This window comes from Arthrobacter sp. SAFR-044 (assembly GCF_051965175.1).
Classification (GTDB): domain Bacteria; phylum Actinomycetota; class Actinomycetes; order Actinomycetales; family Micrococcaceae; genus Arthrobacter.
Genome location: NZ_JBQCMK010000003.1, coordinates 38,234 through 55,146, shown reverse-complemented (window position 1 = coordinate 55,146; position 16,913 = coordinate 38,234). Strand labels below are relative to the sequence as shown.

The window sequence follows — 16,913 nt, the reverse complement described above, 5'->3', positions numbered from 1 at the left end:
GCAGAATGACGACGACGGGACGTGGGCGCCGCTTCGACGGCAAGACCGCACTGGTCACCGGGGCTGGCGGCGGGATCGGATCCGCCATCAGCCGCCGGCTGGCCGCCGAAGGTGCCCACGTGTTCGTGGCCGATGCCAATGAAACAGCCGCAAAGGAAGTAGCCGACGACCTGACGGGTGAAGGTTTCTCCGCCGAGGCGCTGGTCTTCGACCTTCTCGACCCCGAAGCGTCAGCGGCGGCCGTCCAGCACATCGTTGATGCCCGCGGCCGGATTGACGTGCTGGCCAACAACGCCGGCGTTAACCGACGCGGGGACCTGCTCTCCCTTTCGGAGTACGACTGGGACCTGTCCTTTGCCGTCAATGTGGACGCACTGTTCCACCTGTGCCGTGCGGTGCTGCCGCACATGATCGGCGCAGGTGGGGGTGCCATCGTGAACACGGCTTCCCAGTGGGGCCTGTACCCGGCGCCAGGACACATCGCCTACAACGTCTCCAAGGCCGCCGTCGTCGCCTTCACCAAAAACCTGGCCCGCGACTACGCCCCGAACAATATCCGGGTCAACGCCGTCGCACCCGGCGAAGTGCACGCGCCCATGCTCGAAGCCGGGCTCGCCCGCAGCGGCCGCACTGTGGCCGACCTTGACGCCCTGGTCCCGTTCGGCCGGATTGGCAAACCGGAGGAAATCGCCGCCTTGGTGGCCTTCCTCGCCTCCGACGAAGCCCCCTACATCTGCGGCTCCGTCATTGAAATCACCGGCGCCCAGGCCGTTGCATGACCGGGCCCATGGACGGGAAGACCGTCCTGGTGACGGGAGCGTCGCGCGGCATCGGCCGCGCGACAGTTGAAGTCCTGCACCGCGAGGGCGCGCACGTCGTCCTCCACTACGGGAACGACAAGGATTCCGCCCACGCCACCGCCGACCGGCTCGGCGACCGTGTCCACCTGGTCCAAGGCGATCTTCGGAACCCGGCGGAGCGCGAACGGGTCTGGACGGAGGCTGCCGCCTGGCGCGGCGGCGTCGACGTGCTGGTCAACAACGCCGGCGCCTGGCTCGCCTCACACATTGATAACGACGGCGAGTGGCAACAGGGCTGGCAGGCTAACTACGAACTGAACCTCCTCGCCCCGGCAGACCTGTGCCGGCAAGCCATCCTCGGATTCCGGGAGCGCGGTGGCGGGATCATTATCAACGTGACCAGCCGCTCCGCCCACCGCGGGGACGACGCAGAACACCTCGCCTACGGTGCTGCCAAGGGCGGCCTGCTTGCCCTCACCAAGGGAATCGCCCGCGGCTACGCGAGGGAGAACGTCCTCGCCTACGCGATCGCCCCGGGGTGGGTGGCCACCGACATCGCAGGCGACCTCGCCACGGACCCCGCCGTCCTTGAAGGGCTTCCGTTAGGTGAGGTCACTCCGCCCGGTGAGGTCGCGGAGGTTATTGCCTTCCTCGCCTCCGGCAAGTCCCGACACACCACCGGCGCCACCATCGACATCACCGGCGCCGATTACGTGCGCTGAAAACGCCCACCACCTTCATCGTCCTTGACCTAAAACCTTCGAAAGGAAACCCATGAACCAGCGACACGTTAAGGACTGGCGCACGCTCGAAGGCGCGAATGTTGAAATCCGCTATCAGGGATCCATCGTCTGCAGTGGATTCGTCGATGCTGTTACGGATGACGGCTCCATCCTCTGGATCCACTCAACCGTCGAGGGCCGGCAGCTCTTTGAGAAGGCCAGCTTCTACCAGGTCTGGGCATGCGAAGAGCGAACCGGGTTCCACTACCAGGTATCGATGAGCGAACAGCCGGAACGTGACCCGCTGCCGGCCTCCTGAAATGGACGCGCCCGGTCGATGACTGATTCCCTGAGGTGCCGTTCACTGCACGGGCGCCTACCCTTCTTTCCGTGACTGTGGGGTTGGAGCTTGCAGCAGCAGGCATCGCAGGGTGGCTGCGGCCAGCCTCGGTCCTGCAAGGACGGGATTGCCGAGGTGCGCGGAAAGGGTTTTGCGGCCGGGGAAAGCCAGTACTGGGCCAGCAGGACGGCATCGTATGCAGAACCTTGTTCCTCGCAGGCATTTTGCAGCGTTCTGGCGAGGAGGGCATAACGTTCTACCGCGTCATTAAGAGGCCCAATGTTGGATGCCAGAATCAAGATCCTCTCGTAGGGGCCTTTGAGGACGGCAAGGAAGGCGCTTTCACAGCCGCATCTTTGGCAAAGATGAATTCTCCTGCGGCCCGGGCGTGGAGAGTTGTGGTGTCGATGATGTCGGCATCATTGAGCTGGTCCGCGACGATAGTCATGTCAGTGCATGCCAGGAGGATGGCCTGCGCGCCTCGGTCACGTAACTGGGCTGCGGCGCGTTTGAGGACAGCGGAGGCATCTCCGTCGGTTATACCCTTGACCAGTTCGTTGAAGATCACCTGGTCGATGTGTGCGGCGGTTGCACGGTCGGGGTATTCAATGCTGAAACCGGCTGCTGGGAACACCTCCTCGTACAGGCCTGCTGATTGCGTGAGGCTGGTGCTGAGGATTCCTACACGCTGCAGGTGGCGACGTTGCAGTTCCTGTGCCACCACGGCGCGGATGTCGAGAACAGGCAGTGCTGTCTCCGCTTCCAAAGCTTGAACAGCACTGTGGCTTGTGTTGGAAGTCAACACTAGAAAGTCTGCCCCTCCTGCAGCAAGGTGCTTGCCGGCGTCGATCAGAAGCGCGTTGAGCGCTTCGAGGTTTCCTGCACCAACGGCGCGGGCGGCTTCTTCGAAGTTGATGGTCCATAGCAGTGAGTTCGGAGTGTGGGCCGGGTCCACGTTTGCCGCTGACTGAGTCATCTCGAGGTAGTAGACGCAGTTCGTTTTGGGCGCCAGGCCGATGAGGCCAGGGATTTTCTTTCTCATGGTGAGGTTCCTCGTCGTAGATGCGCGTGGTGGTGATCCTGCTCCAGCTGGCAGTGATTCTCCACCCGACAGTGAAGTAGACGTAGTCGATCACCGCTGGTGAGAATTCCGACCGTCGTGTACGGGAGAGCCTGTCAGGCGTCGTGGTTGGTCTCGAGTAGCCCGACCAGTCGATCCAATGCCTGCTCCGACCCGGTACCTTCGGTCCGCAGAATCACCCGGTCACCGTACTCGAGGCCGAGGCTCATAAGGGAAAGAACTGACGTAGCATCCATTGCTTCGTCAGCAGGCTCTTCCTCGCGTCCGATGGTGATGTCCAAGCCGTCGTATTCGTTTGCTGCTTCCACAAAGACTGTTGCGGGCCGGGCGTGTAAGCCAGACGTGCTCGCGATGATGGCAGTGCGTTCGAACATGTAACTCTTCCGTTCAGTTGTTGAAGAAATTGGGTGATTACTGCAGCCGGAGGTCTTCGACCATGCGGGCTACATGCAGCGTCAGGTAGGTGACTTCGTCTTCAGTAAGCGGCTCGCCCAGGCGCAGCTCGAGCACCGCCTGGAGCTTCAGCGCCGTACCGTAGGCCTCGGGATACGACTCACGGATCGCTTTGCTCAGCGCTGTCGCGCCGTCGTTTAGTTGTTGACCTGTCTGAGCACGGACGAAGAAATAGCGTAAATGGGTGATGAAGCGCGCGGCATTTACAGTGTCGCGATCGAACGGTCGTTCGTAGGCCTGCTCCAGGACCTCGAATAGCTGGGTGAAGACGCCGGTCATTTGGTAAGTGAGCGACAGGTCTCCGGTAGCGAACCCTGCGTTGACAAGATGCAGGGCGATGGGCACTGCTTCGGCCTCGGGCAGGGCTTGTTCAATGCGGGTATTGACGAAATCAAGGACGCGTTGGGCTGTCTTTAGTTCCTCCGGGTAGAGGTGGGACACCTCGCCCCGGAGAGGGTATTCGAGGTCGATGCCTTGACGTATCCGCTTGATCGCGAAGCTGATGTGGTCGGCAAGGCCGACAACCGTGGTGGAGCTTATAGTGTTTGGCAGGTCTTTCCGGGCTATCTGCAGTGCTTCGTCCGCGAGCAGGAGGTGCTCGGGAGGTATTGCTGCCACGAGTGCACCGAAGTTGTCCGCGTCCCGGCCATCCTCGGGGACGAAGACACGAATAACTTTGCTCTCATCTACAGGTTTGCCTGGTTTGGCTTGAAACCCCAGACCGCGCCCCGTGAGGATGACTTCGCCCTTGTCTGGGGTCCGGGCGAGGACGACGTTGTTGTTGAAGACGCGCAAGACCTCCATGTCGCCCTCCTTTCGTTGAGTGCCGGAATCTCTGCTGTACTGGCCGGAGGCAGGAAACCCCACTTCCGGCCAGTATTACAGGCTGCCAGTGAGACTGGCCTAGTTCTTGAGGCTGGCGCCGTTGGTCGCGATGACGTCCTTGTACCACTTGAAGGATTTCTTCGGGTAGCGCTCCAGGGTGCCGGTGCCGTTGTCGTTGCGGTCCACGTAGACGAAACCGTAGCGTTTGCTCATTTGCGCGGTGGAGGCACTGACCAGGTCGATGCATCCCCAGGCGGTGTAGCCCATGAGGTGGACGCCGTCTGCCACTGCTTCCCGGGCCTGCACCAGGTGGTCGTTGAGGTAGGCAATCCGGTAGTCATCGATGACCGTTTTTTGACCTTCAACCTCCACCAGTTGATCTTTCGCGCCGACGCCGTTTTCCACAATGAAGAGCGGTTTTTGCCACCGGTTCCAGTAGTCGTTCAGGGCCACACGCAGGCCCTGCGGATCGATTTGCCAGCCCCACTGGGAGGCCTGCAGCGTCGGATTGACCACCCCGCCCATGATGTTGCCAGGACCAGTGACCTTCTTGCTCGGATCAGCTGTCTCGCAGACGCTCATGTAATAGCTGAACGAGACGAAGTCCACCGTGTTCTTCAGGTCCTCGCGGTCCCCTTCGGTGATGTCCAGCTCGATGCCGTTGTCCCGGAAGTGCCGCAGCAGGTAACCCGGGTACTCGCCGCGGCAGTGGATGTCGCCGAACGCGTAGCTGTCCTGCGCGGTGTGCATGGCTGCAACGACGTCGGAGGGGTCCGGGGTCAGCGGGTAGACCGGCAGCGCCAGGATCATGCACCCCACCTGCGCCTCCGGCATCAATTCGTGGGCCAGTTTGGTGGCGCGTGCCGATGCGACCAGCTCGTGGTGAATTGCCTGGTAGAGGTCCTGCTTGGTGAGCTGATCCTTCGGCGCCGGGATGCCGCCGGACAGGAACGGTTCGTGCAGCACGGAGTTGATCTCGTTGAAGGTCAGCCAGTACTTGACCCGGGACCCGAAGTGTTCGAACAGGGCGAGGCAGTAGCGCTCGTAGAAGCCGATGAGTTCACGGTTGGTCCAGCCGTTGTACTTCCGGGCCAGGTGCAGCGGGGTTTCGTAGTGGCTGATGGTGACCAGCGGTTCGATGCCGTGCTTTTCCAGTTCGTCAAGGACTCTGGAGTAGTAGGCCAAACCTTCGGCGTTAGGGGTTTCTTCATCACCGAGCGGGAAGATCCGGCTCCACGCGATGGAGAAGCGGTACACCTTGAAGCCCATCTCGGCGAAGAGGGCGATGTCCTCCTTATATCGGTGGTAGAAGTCGATCGCCACCTGCTTGAGGTTGTCCGGCGTCGGTTCTTCCGTGGGGGTTTCCGTGATGCCCTTGGGCATCACGTCCTGGATGGACAGACCCTTGCCGCCCTCGTTGTAGGCTCCTTCAACCTGGTTGGCGGCGGTGGCGCCGCCCCAGAGGAATCCTTTGGGGAAAGTGGTGGTCACAGCTGTGGATCCTTTCAAGCAGGAACTGGGAAAGTGGAAGTGAAGAAGGAGTCAGATCTGGACCGTGATCGCGGCGTCCCCTAGGGCCAGTTTCCCTTCGGTGACCGGGTCGACGTTTTGGAGCTGGGCGGTGTTGGTGACCATCACCAGGGTGGTGGTGTCGTAACCGGCTTCGGCCACCAAAGAGAGGTCTACGACCGCGAGCAGGTCGCCGGCGCGGACCTGCTGGCCTCGGGTCACGGCTGCTTCGAAGCCGCGGCCCTGGAGCTGGACGGTGTCGATGCCGATGTGGACCAGGACCTCCACGCCGTCATCTGACTTGATGCCGAAAGCGTGGCCGGTCTTCATGGCTGCCTTGATGGTCCCCGTGATCGGCGCGTGGATGCGGCCATCGGCGGGCACAATGCCCAAGCCCTTGCCCATCGCGCCGGAGGCGAACACCTTATCCTGAACATCTGCCAAGGCCACCGCCTCACCCGTCACCGGCGCCAGTACCTCCACGCCGGGGACTGCGGAAACCTGGACGGGCTCAGCTGCCGCCTGCTTATCCCCGGACGTTCCGGGAACGGAAGTGCCGGCGTCGGCCGCTGCTTCTGCCTCGCGGGGGCCAAAGAGGAAGGTCAAGGTGAAGGCCAGGGCGACCGCGACGCCAGTGCCGAGGAAAAGAAGGGCGATGTTGCCCACCGAGGTGAATGCAGGCAGGCCCAGCAGCGACGGGAAGACAAAGGACGTGGCACCGGTGCCCCCTGCGGCCACGATGGCGCCACCCACAACACCACCGGCGATACCGAAGTAGAACGGCTTCTTCAGGGGCAGGTTCACACCGTAGATGCCGGGTTCTGTGATACCGGCGAGGAAGCCCGAGAGAGCCGCAGGACCAGCCACGGCGCGGCGGGCCTTGTTGTGGGTACGAAACATGACGGCGAGGGTGGCTGCTGCCTGCGCGAGGACGGCCGGCAGCAGCGGGCCGAACAGGAGGGAGTGGCCAGAAGTGGCGATCTCATTGAGCATGCCGGGGACGAAGCCCCAGTGCAGGCCGAAGAGGACGAAGACCTGCCAGAAGCCACCCATGATTGCCCCTGCGAGCCACGGCGCGAAGGTGAACGCTGCGCCGATGCCGGCAGACAGCCCCTTGGCTGCGAAGGTTGTGACGGGGCCGACGGTGATCAGGACCAGTGGGACCATGACCAGAAGGGTCAGCAGCGGGGTGGTGAAGTTTCGGATAGCGGACGGAAGTACGCGGGTCAGGAAACGCTCAAGGTAGCCCTGCAGCCACACGGCGACGAGGATCGGGATGACCGAACTGGTGTAGTTCATCATCACCACCGGGATACCGGCAAAGCTCACAGCGTCTGGCTTTGCGGCAAGGGCAACGATGCTCGGGTAAACCAGTGCCCCGGCAATCGCCATGGAGGTGAACTGGTTGGTCCTGAACTTTTTGGCGGCGGTTACCGCCAGGAACAGGGGCAGGAAGTAGAACAGCGCGTCAGCGGTGGCAGCCAGGATTACATTGGTCTGGGATGTGGGATCGAGCCAGCCAAGTTGAATGGCCAGGCTCAGAAATGCTTTGAGCAGGCCTGCGGCCGCGAGTGGCCAGATGACGGGCGAAAAAATTGAGGAGATCAGGTCAATGAAGCGGCTCAAAAGGTTGCCCTTCGGCGCCGGTTCCTCGTCTGCCGCGCTGTCATCAGTGAGTTTGGTGATTTTTCCGAGCTCAGCGTAAACGGTGGGTACGTTGTCGCCGATTACCACTTGGTACTGGCCGCCGGCCTTCATGACGGTGATCACGCCGGGGAGCTTCTCGACCGCTGCTGTATCTGCTTTCGTCTCGTCCCGCAGCTTAAGCCGGAGCCGGGTAGCGCAGTGGGCGGCACTGACGATGTTCTTCTCGCCGCCTACCCCCTGCAAAATGTCGCCGGCCAAGGACCGGTAGTCCACACTTGCCATGTCAGACCTCTCTGTCTATTTTTGGGCACAAAAAAAGACCCGAGACGCACATAGTGTGCTTCTCAGGTCTTGCCCCGTTTCCGAGTAACAATCCTGCCGACGAAAACCGTCGCTAACATCAGAGCGTACAGGTGATTCCAGTCACGCGCAACACGACCCCTTTGAAAGCGAAGTTATGTGGTGTTGGGGCTACGTTGTCTGGCTTCCCACCGTGCCTGCTGCATGTAAACATCAAATTCGTGGAATTCTATGATCCGGCGCTGGCCAGTGGGGGTGACGATCCAGAAGAGCTCCTTCTCCGGCATGACTGCTTCGGCGGCGCCAAACACCTCATGAGTTCCTGGCGACGAACCCCCAGACTGCTGCCGGCGGACCGAGGCTCGGACGCCCAGGGGGTGTACAGCAGTTCTCCCTCGGCATGCGCTGGAACGTTCAAGATTGAGGCTGTACTGGATGGGCGAGACTGGTCTCGGCCACTTCCTGGCTACTCGATTGAGCGCCGGACAACGGGCAGCGCCCTGGAGGCAATTACTTCCTTCATCACGATGGTGGAGTTGAGGCTTTGCACGCCCGGCAGGCGGCTTAGCACCTTGTCATACAGCTTTTGGTAGGCCTCGCGGTCCGCCGCAACGATGCGGATCATGTAGTCCGGCTCCCCGAACAGTCTTTGGGCCTCAATGATTTCCGGAACATGGCTGATCGCGGCATCGAACTCATCCAGCACGTCAGGACGGGTGAGCGTTGCGAACGCAACGACTTCAAAGCCGAAGCCGGCCGAAGCTGCGTCCACGACCGCACGATAGCTGCGTATGATTCCGCGCGCCTCCAGATCCCGCACGCGCCGCTGGCAGCTCGACAGGCTCAACTGCACAAGCCCCGCCAGTTCAGTGAACGATATTCGCCCTTCAAGCTGCAGCAATGCAAGAATCTCCCGATCTATCCTGTCCATGCCTCAAAATCTAGCATTTATATGAGGTTTTGCCGGAGAAGTTGCAAACACGTTGCACGGCTTTCGTCTTAGTGTGAACTGCATCGCAAATACACCACTAAGGAACGCTTCGTGAGTACCATGCCTGACACAGTTTTGATCCCTTCCCTTGATACCGCGCCGACTTCGATATTCGACGAGGTCGTCGAACGGGGCACCTCCAACTCGATGAAGTGGGCCTATAAGCACGCTCTTCTTTCTGCGGACGAGGCCGCAGCAGATCCGCTGCCCATGTGGGTGGCCGACACTGACTTCAAGGCCCCCCGGGTCGTGCTGGATGCACTGCATGAGGCTGTCGAGCATGGCGTGTTCGGCTACCCGGGCGGGGCCACGAAGAGTTACCTTGATGCTGTCACCGGTTGGCAGGCCAAGCGCTTCGGCTGGGAGGTCGACCAAAAGTGGGTCCTCCAGACTTCGGGCATCATCACGACCCTCAAGACTGCGGTGCAGGCCTTCTCTGCGCCGGGCGACTCTGTCCTCATCCAGCCGCCGGTCTACGCGCACTTCCACAACGACATGCTCATGAACGGCCGGCACCTTGCCTTCGCACCGCTGTCTAGGGTCGGAGACCGGTATGAGCTGGACGCGACGGTGTTCGAGGCCGCTATCCGGCCTGATACCAAAATTTTCATCCTCAGCAACCCCCACAACCCGACCGGCAACGTGTGGACCGAAGACGAACTGCGCACGATGGGGGAGATCTGTGCTCGCCACGGCGTGATCGTCATCTCCGATGAGATTCATCAGGACCTCATCATGGATCCCGCTAAGCGCCACATCCCCTTCGCGTCCCTCAGCGAGGAGTTCGCTCAGAACAGCATCACCTGCACTGCGCCGAGCAAGACTTTCAATCTCCCCGGGTTGCAGAGTGCCAACGTCTTTGTTCCCAACCAGCGGATGCGGGAAGAGCTCGCCCGCCAGTATGACCGGAACATGTTCCCACTGGTCAACGTCCTTGGCATGGTTGCCGCAGAAGCTGCTTACGCCCACGGCGAGGCCTGGGTGGACGAGATGGTGGCTTATGTCCGGAGCAACCATGAACACTTCGCCGCGTCGATCAACAGCGCGCTTCCGCAACTGAAGGTCCTGCCGGCCGACTCGCTCTACCTGGCCTGGATGGACTGCCGGGGCCTTGGCCGGAACGCGGAAGAGCTGGACAAGTTCATGCTCACCAAGGCCCGCCTCTGGCTGGACAAGGGCCAGAAATTCGGTCTCGAAGGACACGGCTACATGCGGGTCAACCTGGGTTGCCCACGCAGCACTGTCGACGAAGCCATTAACCGGCTCACCGCAGCCCTCATCAGCAACTGAAAGAAGAGAATTCCATGACCATCACCATTGAACACCGTCTGTCCGAACTCGGCGTCGTCCTCCCCGCCCCTGCACGGTCGGTAGCCAACTACCAGCCCTACGTCCGCACCGGGAACCTGCTTTTCACCTCCGGCCAGCTGCCGATGCGCGACGGTGCCTTCACGTCAATGGGCAAGCTCGGCGAAGGCGTCGACATCGCCGCCGGTCAGGAAGCCGCGCGCTGGTGCGCTGCGAACATCCTCGCCCAGGCCAAGGACGCCCTGGGCGACCTGGCGAAGATCAAGCGCCTGGTCAAGATCACTGTCTTCGTCGCCAGCGCGCCGGCCTTCACCGACCAGCACCAGGTCGCCAACGGTGCATCTGATTTCCTGGTCGAGGCGCTCGGCGAGGCAGGAAACCACGCCCGCTCCGCCGTCGGGGTTCCCTCGCTGCCGATGGACGTCCCGGTCGAAATCGAAGCCGTCCTCGAACTCCACTGATTCAACCGCGGGACACTCCCGCATCAAACTCATTCACCAAGTACGCACTGGCGACCGCACACCACTGACGACCCAAAGGCATGCCAGAAACCATCTGATCCCCCAAGCCCCTTCAAGGAAGAAGAGCGCTATGAAATCTCCCCAACGCGTTCAGGCATATGAAAAAGAGAACCTGAAACGGGATCTCAAGAGCAGGCACCTGCAAATGATTGCCATCGGCGGGGCCATCGGAACTGGATTGTTCTACGGCTCCGGCTGGGCCATCCAGACCGCAGGCCCAGCCATCATCATCACCTACATCGTCGCCTCAGCCGCCATCTACTTCGTGATGCGCGCCCAAGGCGAAATGTCCGTCGAGGAACCCGTCTCCGGCGGATACATCTCCTACTCAAGCCGCTACATCCACCCCTTCATGGGATTCCTCAACGGATGGAACGCGTTCATTTTCCTCCTCGCCACCAGTGCGGCCGAACTCAATGCCCTGGGCAAATATGTCCAGTACTGGGTCCCCGATATGCCGATCTGGGTCACCGCGGCGATCGCGGTACTCATCATGTTCGTCATCAACGTCGTCGGCGTGAAGTTCTATGGCGAGGCAGAATTCTGGTTCGCCATCATCAAGGTGGTCGCGATCGTCGTCCTGATCATCTTCGGTGCTGCAATGATCTTCTTCGGGCTCGGGAACGGGGGCCAGCCCCTCGGACTGGGCAACCTGACGGAACACGGAGGCTTCTTCCCCAACGGCATCAGCGGCTCCATCCTGTCCGTCGTGATGGTCGCCTTCGCATTCGGCGGCATCGAGAACCTGGGTCTGACCGCCGGCGAAGCCAAGGACGTTGAAAAGACAATGCCCAAGGCCGTAAATGCCACGTTCTGGCGTCTGATGATCTTCTACGTTGGAGCCATCACCATCCTGGTCACCATCTTCCCCTGGACCTCCCTGACCGGAAAAGGCAGCCCGTTCGTCGAGGTCTTCACAAGGATTGGCATCCCGGCGGCCGCAACGATCATGAACCTCGTGGTGATGACCGCAGTGCTCTCCGCGGTGAACTCCAGTATCTTCACCAACAGCAGGACCTTCTACAACCTCTCCCTCCAGGGCAAGGCCCCGGCGTTCCTCGGCAAGGTCAACAGCAAGCAGGTCCCCTCCGGCGCCGTCATCGCCGTCTTCGTCATCATGCTCGCCGGTGTGGGTCTGAACCTGGTCATGCCGGATCAGGTCTTCGAGATCTTCTCCTCGGTGACCACCTTCGGACTGATCTGCGCCTGGGGCTCGATCGCGCTCAGCCACCTTCGGTTCCGGAAGCTGCGCATCCAGAACGGACAGGCTGACGCGATCAAGTACAAGTCGCCCTTCTACCCCTACGCCGATTACATCGCGCTCGTATTCGTTGCCGTGATCCTGGTCTGCATCGCCATCCTGCCGGACATGCAAGTCTCACTGATCGTCTCTGTGGCCTGGGTCGTGGTAGTCGCCGTCGCCTACAGGGTCTACCGCAAGCGGCAGTCCCCCGAGAAAGTCGAAACCGCTACCGAGGACTCCGTACCCGTCCCCGACCACATGGGCAGCTGACCCCGCCGCCCGTTACTCCTTACCTCCAATAGAAACCACTCACAGAAAGTTGTCTCCATGACGTATCACGACCACAATGACCGCCAGTTTTTCCGGAACCTTCGCCAGGGTGCTCCCGCCGCCGTCGACGCCTTCCAGGCGCTCGACAAGGCAGTCTTCGAAAACCCGGACAACGTCATTCCGCTCAAGTACACCGAGCTCATCGCCGTCGCCGTTGCGTTGGCTACCCAGTGCCCCTACTGCATTGAGGCACATTCAAACGCCGCCCGCCAGGCCGGGGCCACCGAACAGGAGCTCGCAGAGACCATCATGACAGCCACTGCGCTCAGGGCAGGCGGCGGTCTTACCCACGGCTGGCAGGCCCTGAAGTTCTTCCAAGGTGAAGACGCCGCTTCCAGCCCAAGCGTCCCAGCGGCATCCTTGTCCTGAGCAACCTCACGGCTAGAGCCCGCGTCCCGGAAATATCCGGGGCACGGGCTTCAGCCCGTTCACTACCGACCGATCCCCAGCAGAGAGAACACCGGAATGACCGCCTTTCCACTGACCCCCGCACCAAGCCCGTTGCCCCCCAATGACAGGGTGGCTGTCCTGGCGGACCCCGGATTCGGAAACCACTTCACCGATCACATGGCCACTGCCTCCTGGTCCATGACGGACGGCTGGCACGACCAGGAAGTCGGCCCTCTCCAAGCTTTTAGCGTCCACCCGGCGACGTCGGTGCTGCACTATGCGCAGGAAATCTTCGAAGGACTGAAGGCCTACCGCCACGCTGACGGCTCGGTCTGGCTCTTCCGTCCCGAAGCCAACGCCGCCCGATTCGCACGATCCGCCACACGGCTTTCGTTGCCTGTCCTCGATGAGGAACTGTTCCTGGACGCCGTCACGGAACTCGTCCGGGCCGACCACGCCTGGGTCCCCGAGCATGGGAAGGAGCACAGCCTCTATATCCGGCCGTTCATGTTCGCCTCGGAACCATTCCTTGGCGTCCGAGCCGCGGCCGAAGCAAAGTTCTGCGTTATCGCCTCCCCCGCCGGCCCCTACTTTCCTGACGGGCCCACGGGAATCTCCCTGTGGGCCAGCCGGACCCAGACACGCGCAGCCAAGGGGGGAACCGGGGACGCGAAATGCGGCGGAAACTACGCCACCGGGCTCGCCGCCCAGGCCGAAGCCCGCGCCAACGGATGCGACCAAGTCCTCTACCTCGACGCCGTCGAACACGAATGGCTTGAGGAATCAGGCACCATGAACCTGTTCATCATCACAACCGACCGCGAACTCATCACCCCTGGCTTGGGCACCATTCTGGAGGGCGTGACCAGGGACAGCATCCTCGCTCTCGCCGAAGAACACGGACTAACGCCGGTGGAGCGGCGCATCGGACTGAGCGAAGTGCAGACGCGCTGCGCGGACGGCACCATCACCGAGATCTTCGCCAGCGGCACCGCAGCGGCCATCACCCCCGTCGTGTCAATCCAAGGCGAAGACCTAGATATCACCATCGGAACCGGTGAACCGGGCCCGAACACCCTCGCCATCCGTGAACACCTCCTCGGGCTCCAGTACGGCGACCGGCCCGATTCGAGGGGTTGGCTCCAGCGGGTGATCTAGCACGTTCAGAAGAACGCAGGGATAGAGATACGGAACCGAAGAAGAAGATGACCAGGACCCAAATATCCACGTTGCCCGCCAGCCACATTGAAAGCGCAGGACAGGACGTGGAGCGCCTCCAGCGCCGCACGATGGTCGTCCTTTCGGCGATGCAAGTCGTGGGCACGGTCGGTGTTGGCATCGCTCCTTCCATCGGCGTGCTCCTGGCCGGCCAGGTCACCGACAACGAAGCATGGGCCGGGCTGGCCCGTACCTCAAGCACACTCGGCGCGGCCTTGCTGGGCTTTCCCCTGGGCAACCTTGCGGCACGCCGAGGGCGGAGAGTTGCACTGGCGAGCGGGTGGTGGGTTGCTGCGGCCGGCTCCGGCCTTCTTGTCGCTGCCGCTCAATGGAGCCTGGTCGTTCCCTTATTCATAGGCTTGCTGCTTATCGGAGCGGGCTCCGCGGTCAGCTTGCAGGCACGGTTTGCCGCAACAGATCTTTCCACCCCCCGTCACCGCGCACGGTCGCTAGCGCTCATTGTCTGGGTGGGCACCATCGGCAGCGTCCTCGGCCCGAACCTTGGGGTGCCCGGTGAAGTCATCGGCCGTGCAACGGGCCTGACGGTGTTCGCTGCAGCGTTCCTGATCGCCTCAGGATGCCTCGCCGCTGCCGGAGGCCTTGTTTTTACGCTGCTGCGGCCCGACCCCCTTCTGCTCGCCCGAGCCCATGCCGTCAACGAGTCCGGTTGCCCGGGCAGCCGCGCGGTGGCCGCCCCGCCTGCAGGGCGTGGCCGGCCCCGGGCCATGCTGGCCGAGCTCCGGCGGAACCCGCCCGCGCGGCTGGCCGTCGTAGCGATTCTTACCTCTCAGCTCGTCATGGTGGCGATCATGACGATGACGCCGGTGCACATCGAGCACGAAGGCGGATCGGTGACGTTCATTGGCATCACGATCAGCCTCCACATCGTGGGGATGTATGGGGTTTCCCCCATTGTGGGCATCGCGGCGGACCGGATCGGCCACCGCCTGACTATCGCAACCGGTATCGTCCTCCTTGCGGTTTCTCTGACGATCGGCATGATCAAGTCGAACGACATGGGATGGATGATGGCATCGCTGATCCTGCTCGGCCTTGGCTGGTCCTTCGGCAACGTCGGAGGTTCCGCCCTGTTCAGTGTGGCGGTATCCGGCCAGGCACGGGCCGCCTCACAAGGAGGCCTCGATGCCCTTTCCAACCTTTTCGGAGCCGCGGCCGCCTTCACGGCAGGTCCGATCCTGATGTTCACCAGCTTCTCAGCCTTGGCGGCCATCGCCATCATTGCTCTGATACCTCTGACCGCGCTCACGGCCATCGCCCCGAAAGGAATCCCGTCCTGACCCACCCGAGATCTCACCCTCCAGTACTTCGAGCGGATCGTCTCCGCCGACGGCATCGTGCTGGCCGATTTCTGGGCCTCATGGTGTGGGCCTTGCAGGGCGTTTCGGCCCGGTGTTTGAACAGGCCTCCGAGCACAAGCCCCGACATCGTCTTCACCAAGCTACGGAAGCTGAGCCGGAACTCTCATCCCGGGCACAGATCAGCTCGATTCCTGCGCTGATGATCTTCCGCGACGGGATCCGCCTCTATTCACAACCAGGGGCGCTGCCTGCTGTTGCGCGGGACTCACTGACGGAGCAGGTGCGCGCCCTCGATGTGGACGCCGGCCGGGCACAAAATCCCGGACAGGCAAGAGGAGACACCGAACGACTCCCTCCAGTCGTAGGCCCCAGCCTGAGTACGAGCTCGGGAGCAGTGGCCGGCCTCAGAGTCCAAGGGAACTCCGTTCCCAGAAGCCCTCAGCGATAGCCTGTGCTTATGGGTGAACGAGTGAGCATAGAAGGCCTGCGGTACGCGCGGGCCGTCGCGGAAACGGGGTCTTTCAGTGCCGCAGCGAGGACGTGCGGAGTGACCCAACCCGCCTTGTCGAACGGGATCGCGAAGCTGGAGGCATCGCTGGGAGAGAAGCTGTTCGATCGTTCCCCCCGCGGTGTAGCACTCACCAGATTCGGAGACACGATGCTGCCGCGCATCGAGCAGGCCCTCAGAGCATTTGACGACGTCCACGCAGAAGCCGCGAGGTGGAACGAGCCCTTACCTGAGACGATCCGCCTCGGCGTTTCTCCCCTGATCAACCCAAAGCTCGTGGCCAGCGCCTACCGGGCCGTCTGCGACGAGCCCGGGGAGGACGCGCGCAAGCAACTGGTGCTGCGAGAAGCAAACATGAGCGAACTGCGCGGTGCCCTCGTGGACGGCGACCTGGACATCATCATCGTTCCCTCCGTGGCGCCGATGCCCCGCTACGAACACAGGGTCATCGATTCCGAGCCATTGGTCCTGGTGGAAACCCGGCCAGGCGCAGGACGGGCCCGCGTAGAGGACCTCGCGGGAAAACAGCTGATCCTGATGCCTGACACGTGCGGCCTTACCGCCTTCACCCGCAGCCTGATCCGCGAGCACGACCTCGCGATCACCGCCTACCCGGGCGAGGCCGGCACTTACCGGGTCCTCGAGGAATGGTCGCAGCTCGGGCTCGGGTCCGCCATGCTCCCGAAGTCGAAGCTTGCTGCCGCCGATACGACGTACCGCGAAATCCTCGATACCGACGGAAGCGTCCTGGAGATCTTCTACGAGACGATCTGGAGCCCCCACTCCCCCATTGCCAACCAACTCGTCCATCTCGCAGGCCGACTTGTCGAGCACAACAGCTGATCAAGCCTCGGACCACGCAGGCATAACGATAGGTTATGTCCGTATTCATTACCGTCCTCTACCGTGGAGGCGCTGCTGTTCATAGCGTTGGGAAGGCGCAGCCACCTGCTGCGAATCCTTTACGACTATTGGAGCTCAATATGGCCTACCTGGAAATCACCCTGAAGATCGACGATGCCGACCGCGAGGCCGCGGCCGCCGTGTACGAGAAGTTCAAGCAGCCGTTCCTGGACACCGTTGGCGGTGCCCAAAGCAAACAGCTCCTGGTGCGCGAGGAAGACGTGCAGGTCCTGCACGGATTCGGCTCCACTGACTGCGCGCAAAAATATCTGGCCACTGATCTCTTCACCCAGGACGTCGTAGTCGCGCTCGCTCCCCTGCTTAAGGCCGAGCCGGAAGTCCGGATCTACGAGACCGTCTGACGCTCGCCCTCGTTCAGGACCGGACGGTCCGGACGCCGCGGGCGGAGTCTTGGGCCCTGCGGAACTGACGTTCCACCGGAGGGAGTGGGCATCGCTGGTGTCCCACTCCCTCCGCCCGGTCAGCGCCACCCAGAAGAAGCCCC

Annotated in this window: 18 protein-coding genes; 12 read left to right on the top strand and 6 right to left on the bottom strand. The window is 62.2% G+C overall.

The features are described 5' to 3' along the window. Positions 1–5: 5 nt before the first annotated feature. The 3 genes from ACTHQS_RS05365 to ACTHQS_RS05355 are packed head-to-tail and all read left to right on the top strand — an operon-like array spanning position 6 to position 1,841. Positions 6–779, top strand: a complete 774-nt coding sequence (locus tag ACTHQS_RS05365) for an SDR family NAD(P)-dependent oxidoreductase (protein WP_440166760.1) — start codon at positions 6–8, stop codon at positions 777–779. Next, positions 776–1,522, top strand: coding sequence for an SDR family NAD(P)-dependent oxidoreductase (locus ACTHQS_RS05360; RefSeq protein WP_440166758.1), 747 nt, complete (start codon positions 776–778; stop codon positions 1,520–1,522). Before ACTHQS_RS05365 ends, ACTHQS_RS05360 begins: the two co-directional genes overlap by 4 nt. Positions 1,523–1,574: 52 nt before the next feature. Further along, a complete protein-coding gene (locus tag ACTHQS_RS05355; protein WP_440166756.1) occupies positions 1,575–1,841 on the top strand; it encodes a hypothetical protein in 267 nt (88 codons plus the stop codon). A gap of 316 nt (positions 1,842–2,157) precedes the next feature. Here ACTHQS_RS05355 and ACTHQS_RS05350 read toward each other — a convergent pair whose 3' ends face one another. From ACTHQS_RS05350 to ACTHQS_RS05325, 6 genes are all read right to left on the bottom strand, one after another. After that, positions 2,158–2,904 carry an aspartate/glutamate racemase family protein gene (locus ACTHQS_RS05350; protein ID WP_440166754.1) on the bottom strand — a complete coding sequence of 249 codons (747 nt, stop codon included), beginning with the start codon at positions 2,902–2,904 and terminating at the stop codon, positions 2,158–2,160. Between the two features lie 134 nt (positions 2,905–3,038). Continuing rightward, positions 3,039–3,317 carry an HPr family phosphocarrier protein gene (locus ACTHQS_RS05345; RefSeq protein WP_440166752.1) on the bottom strand — a complete coding sequence of 93 codons (279 nt, stop codon included), beginning with the start codon at positions 3,315–3,317 and terminating at the stop codon, positions 3,039–3,041. A gap of 37 nt (positions 3,318–3,354) precedes the next feature. Continuing rightward, on the bottom strand, positions 3,355–4,200 hold the full coding sequence (locus tag ACTHQS_RS05340; RefSeq protein WP_440166751.1) for a PRD domain-containing protein: 846 nt from the start codon (positions 4,198–4,200) through the stop codon (positions 3,355–3,357). 99 nt (positions 4,201–4,299) lie between these two features. Continuing rightward, positions 4,300–5,712 carry a glycoside hydrolase family 1 protein gene (locus ACTHQS_RS05335; protein WP_440166749.1) on the bottom strand — a complete coding sequence of 471 codons (1,413 nt, stop codon included), beginning with the start codon at positions 5,710–5,712 and terminating at the stop codon, positions 4,300–4,302. A 51-nt stretch (positions 5,713–5,763) separates the two neighbouring features. Beyond that, complete coding sequence (locus tag ACTHQS_RS05330) at positions 5,764–7,659, bottom strand: beta-glucoside-specific PTS transporter subunit IIABC (protein WP_440166747.1); 1,896 nt, start codon at positions 7,657–7,659, stop codon at positions 5,764–5,766. A 484-nt stretch (positions 7,660–8,143) separates the two neighbouring features. Continuing rightward, entirely contained in the window at positions 8,144–8,608 is a 465-nt protein-coding gene (locus ACTHQS_RS05325; protein ID WP_440166745.1) for an Lrp/AsnC family transcriptional regulator, read from the bottom strand. Positions 8,609–8,728: 120 nt separating this feature from the next. Here ACTHQS_RS05325 and ACTHQS_RS05320 point away from each other — a divergent pair, with 120 nt between their 5' ends. The 9 genes from ACTHQS_RS05320 to ACTHQS_RS05280 all read left to right on the top strand — a co-directional run bounded on the left by ACTHQS_RS05320 (position 8,729) and on the right by ACTHQS_RS05280 (position 16,770). Further along, positions 8,729–9,958, top strand: a complete 1,230-nt coding sequence (locus ACTHQS_RS05320) for a MalY/PatB family protein (RefSeq protein ID WP_440167410.1) — start codon at positions 8,729–8,731, stop codon at positions 9,956–9,958. A gap of 14 nt (positions 9,959–9,972) precedes the next feature. Next, positions 9,973–10,437 carry a RidA family protein gene (locus ACTHQS_RS05315; protein ID WP_440166743.1) on the top strand — a complete coding sequence of 155 codons (465 nt, stop codon included), beginning with the start codon at positions 9,973–9,975 and terminating at the stop codon, positions 10,435–10,437. A 130-nt stretch (positions 10,438–10,567) separates the two neighbouring features. Next, entirely contained in the window at positions 10,568–12,010 is a 1,443-nt protein-coding gene (locus ACTHQS_RS05310) for an amino acid permease (RefSeq protein ID WP_440166741.1), read from the top strand. A gap of 57 nt (positions 12,011–12,067) precedes the next feature. Next, on the top strand, positions 12,068–12,439 hold the full coding sequence (locus ACTHQS_RS05305) for a carboxymuconolactone decarboxylase family protein (RefSeq protein WP_440166739.1): 372 nt from the start codon (positions 12,068–12,070) through the stop codon (positions 12,437–12,439). Positions 12,440–12,535: 96 nt separating this feature from the next. Beyond that, positions 12,536–13,618 carry a branched-chain amino acid aminotransferase gene (locus ACTHQS_RS05300; RefSeq protein WP_440166737.1) on the top strand — a complete coding sequence of 361 codons (1,083 nt, stop codon included), beginning with the start codon at positions 12,536–12,538 and terminating at the stop codon, positions 13,616–13,618. A gap of 107 nt (positions 13,619–13,725) precedes the next feature. Further along, positions 13,726–14,976, top strand: a complete 1,251-nt coding sequence (locus ACTHQS_RS05295) for an MFS transporter (protein WP_440166736.1) — start codon at positions 13,726–13,728, stop codon at positions 14,974–14,976. 57 nt (positions 14,977–15,033) lie between these two features. After that, positions 15,034–15,096 (top strand): thioredoxin domain-containing protein, encoded by a 63-nt coding sequence (locus ACTHQS_RS05290; protein ID WP_440167409.1) that lies wholly within the window; start codon positions 15,034–15,036, stop codon positions 15,094–15,096. Between the two features lie 358 nt (positions 15,097–15,454). Continuing rightward, complete coding sequence (locus ACTHQS_RS05285) at positions 15,455–16,348, top strand: LysR family transcriptional regulator (protein ID WP_440166734.1); 894 nt, start codon at positions 15,455–15,457, stop codon at positions 16,346–16,348. A 140-nt stretch (positions 16,349–16,488) separates the two neighbouring features. Beyond that, a complete protein-coding gene (locus ACTHQS_RS05280; RefSeq protein ID WP_142118113.1) occupies positions 16,489–16,770 on the top strand; it encodes a hypothetical protein in 282 nt (93 codons plus the stop codon). The last annotated feature ends 143 nt before the right edge of the window (positions 16,771–16,913 follow it).

What these genes read in the sequence shown, in the direction of transcription:
- ACTHQS_RS05365 (WP_440166760.1), top strand. Translation starts at nt 6, where the DNA reads ATGACGACGACGGGACGTGGGCGCCGCTTCGACGGCAAGACCGCACTG.
- ACTHQS_RS05360 (WP_440166758.1), top strand. Translation starts at nt 776, where the DNA reads ATGACCGGGCCCATGGACGGGAAGACCGTCCTGGTGACGGGAGCGTCG.
- ACTHQS_RS05355 (WP_440166756.1), top strand. Translation starts at nt 1,575, where the DNA reads ATGAACCAGCGACACGTTAAGGACTGGCGCACGCTCGAAGGCGCGAAT.
- ACTHQS_RS05350 (WP_440166754.1), bottom strand. Translation starts at nt 2,904, where the DNA reads ATGAGAAAGAAAATCCCTGGCCTCATCGGCCTGGCGCCCAAAACGAAC.
- ACTHQS_RS05345 (WP_440166752.1), bottom strand. Translation starts at nt 3,317, where the DNA reads ATGTTCGAACGCACTGCCATCATCGCGAGCACGTCTGGCTTACACGCC.
- ACTHQS_RS05340 (WP_440166751.1), bottom strand. Translation starts at nt 4,200, where the DNA reads ATGGAGGTCTTGCGCGTCTTCAACAACAACGTCGTCCTCGCCCGGACC.
- ACTHQS_RS05330 (WP_440166747.1), bottom strand. Translation starts at nt 7,659, where the DNA reads ATGGCAAGTGTGGACTACCGGTCCTTGGCCGGCGACATTTTGCAGGGG.
- ACTHQS_RS05325 (WP_440166745.1), bottom strand. Translation starts at nt 8,608, where the DNA reads ATGGACAGGATAGATCGGGAGATTCTTGCATTGCTGCAGCTTGAAGGG.
- ACTHQS_RS05320 (WP_440167410.1), top strand. Translation starts at nt 8,729, where the DNA reads ATGCCTGACACAGTTTTGATCCCTTCCCTTGATACCGCGCCGACTTCG.
- ACTHQS_RS05315 (WP_440166743.1), top strand. Translation starts at nt 9,973, where the DNA reads ATGACCATCACCATTGAACACCGTCTGTCCGAACTCGGCGTCGTCCTC.
- ACTHQS_RS05310 (WP_440166741.1), top strand. Translation starts at nt 10,568, where the DNA reads ATGAAATCTCCCCAACGCGTTCAGGCATATGAAAAAGAGAACCTGAAA.
- ACTHQS_RS05305 (WP_440166739.1), top strand. Translation starts at nt 12,068, where the DNA reads ATGACGTATCACGACCACAATGACCGCCAGTTTTTCCGGAACCTTCGC.
- ACTHQS_RS05300 (WP_440166737.1), top strand. Translation starts at nt 12,536, where the DNA reads ATGACCGCCTTTCCACTGACCCCCGCACCAAGCCCGTTGCCCCCCAAT.
- ACTHQS_RS05285 (WP_440166734.1), top strand. Translation starts at nt 15,455, where the DNA reads ATGGGTGAACGAGTGAGCATAGAAGGCCTGCGGTACGCGCGGGCCGTC.
- ACTHQS_RS05280 (WP_142118113.1), top strand. Translation starts at nt 16,489, where the DNA reads ATGGCCTACCTGGAAATCACCCTGAAGATCGACGATGCCGACCGCGAG.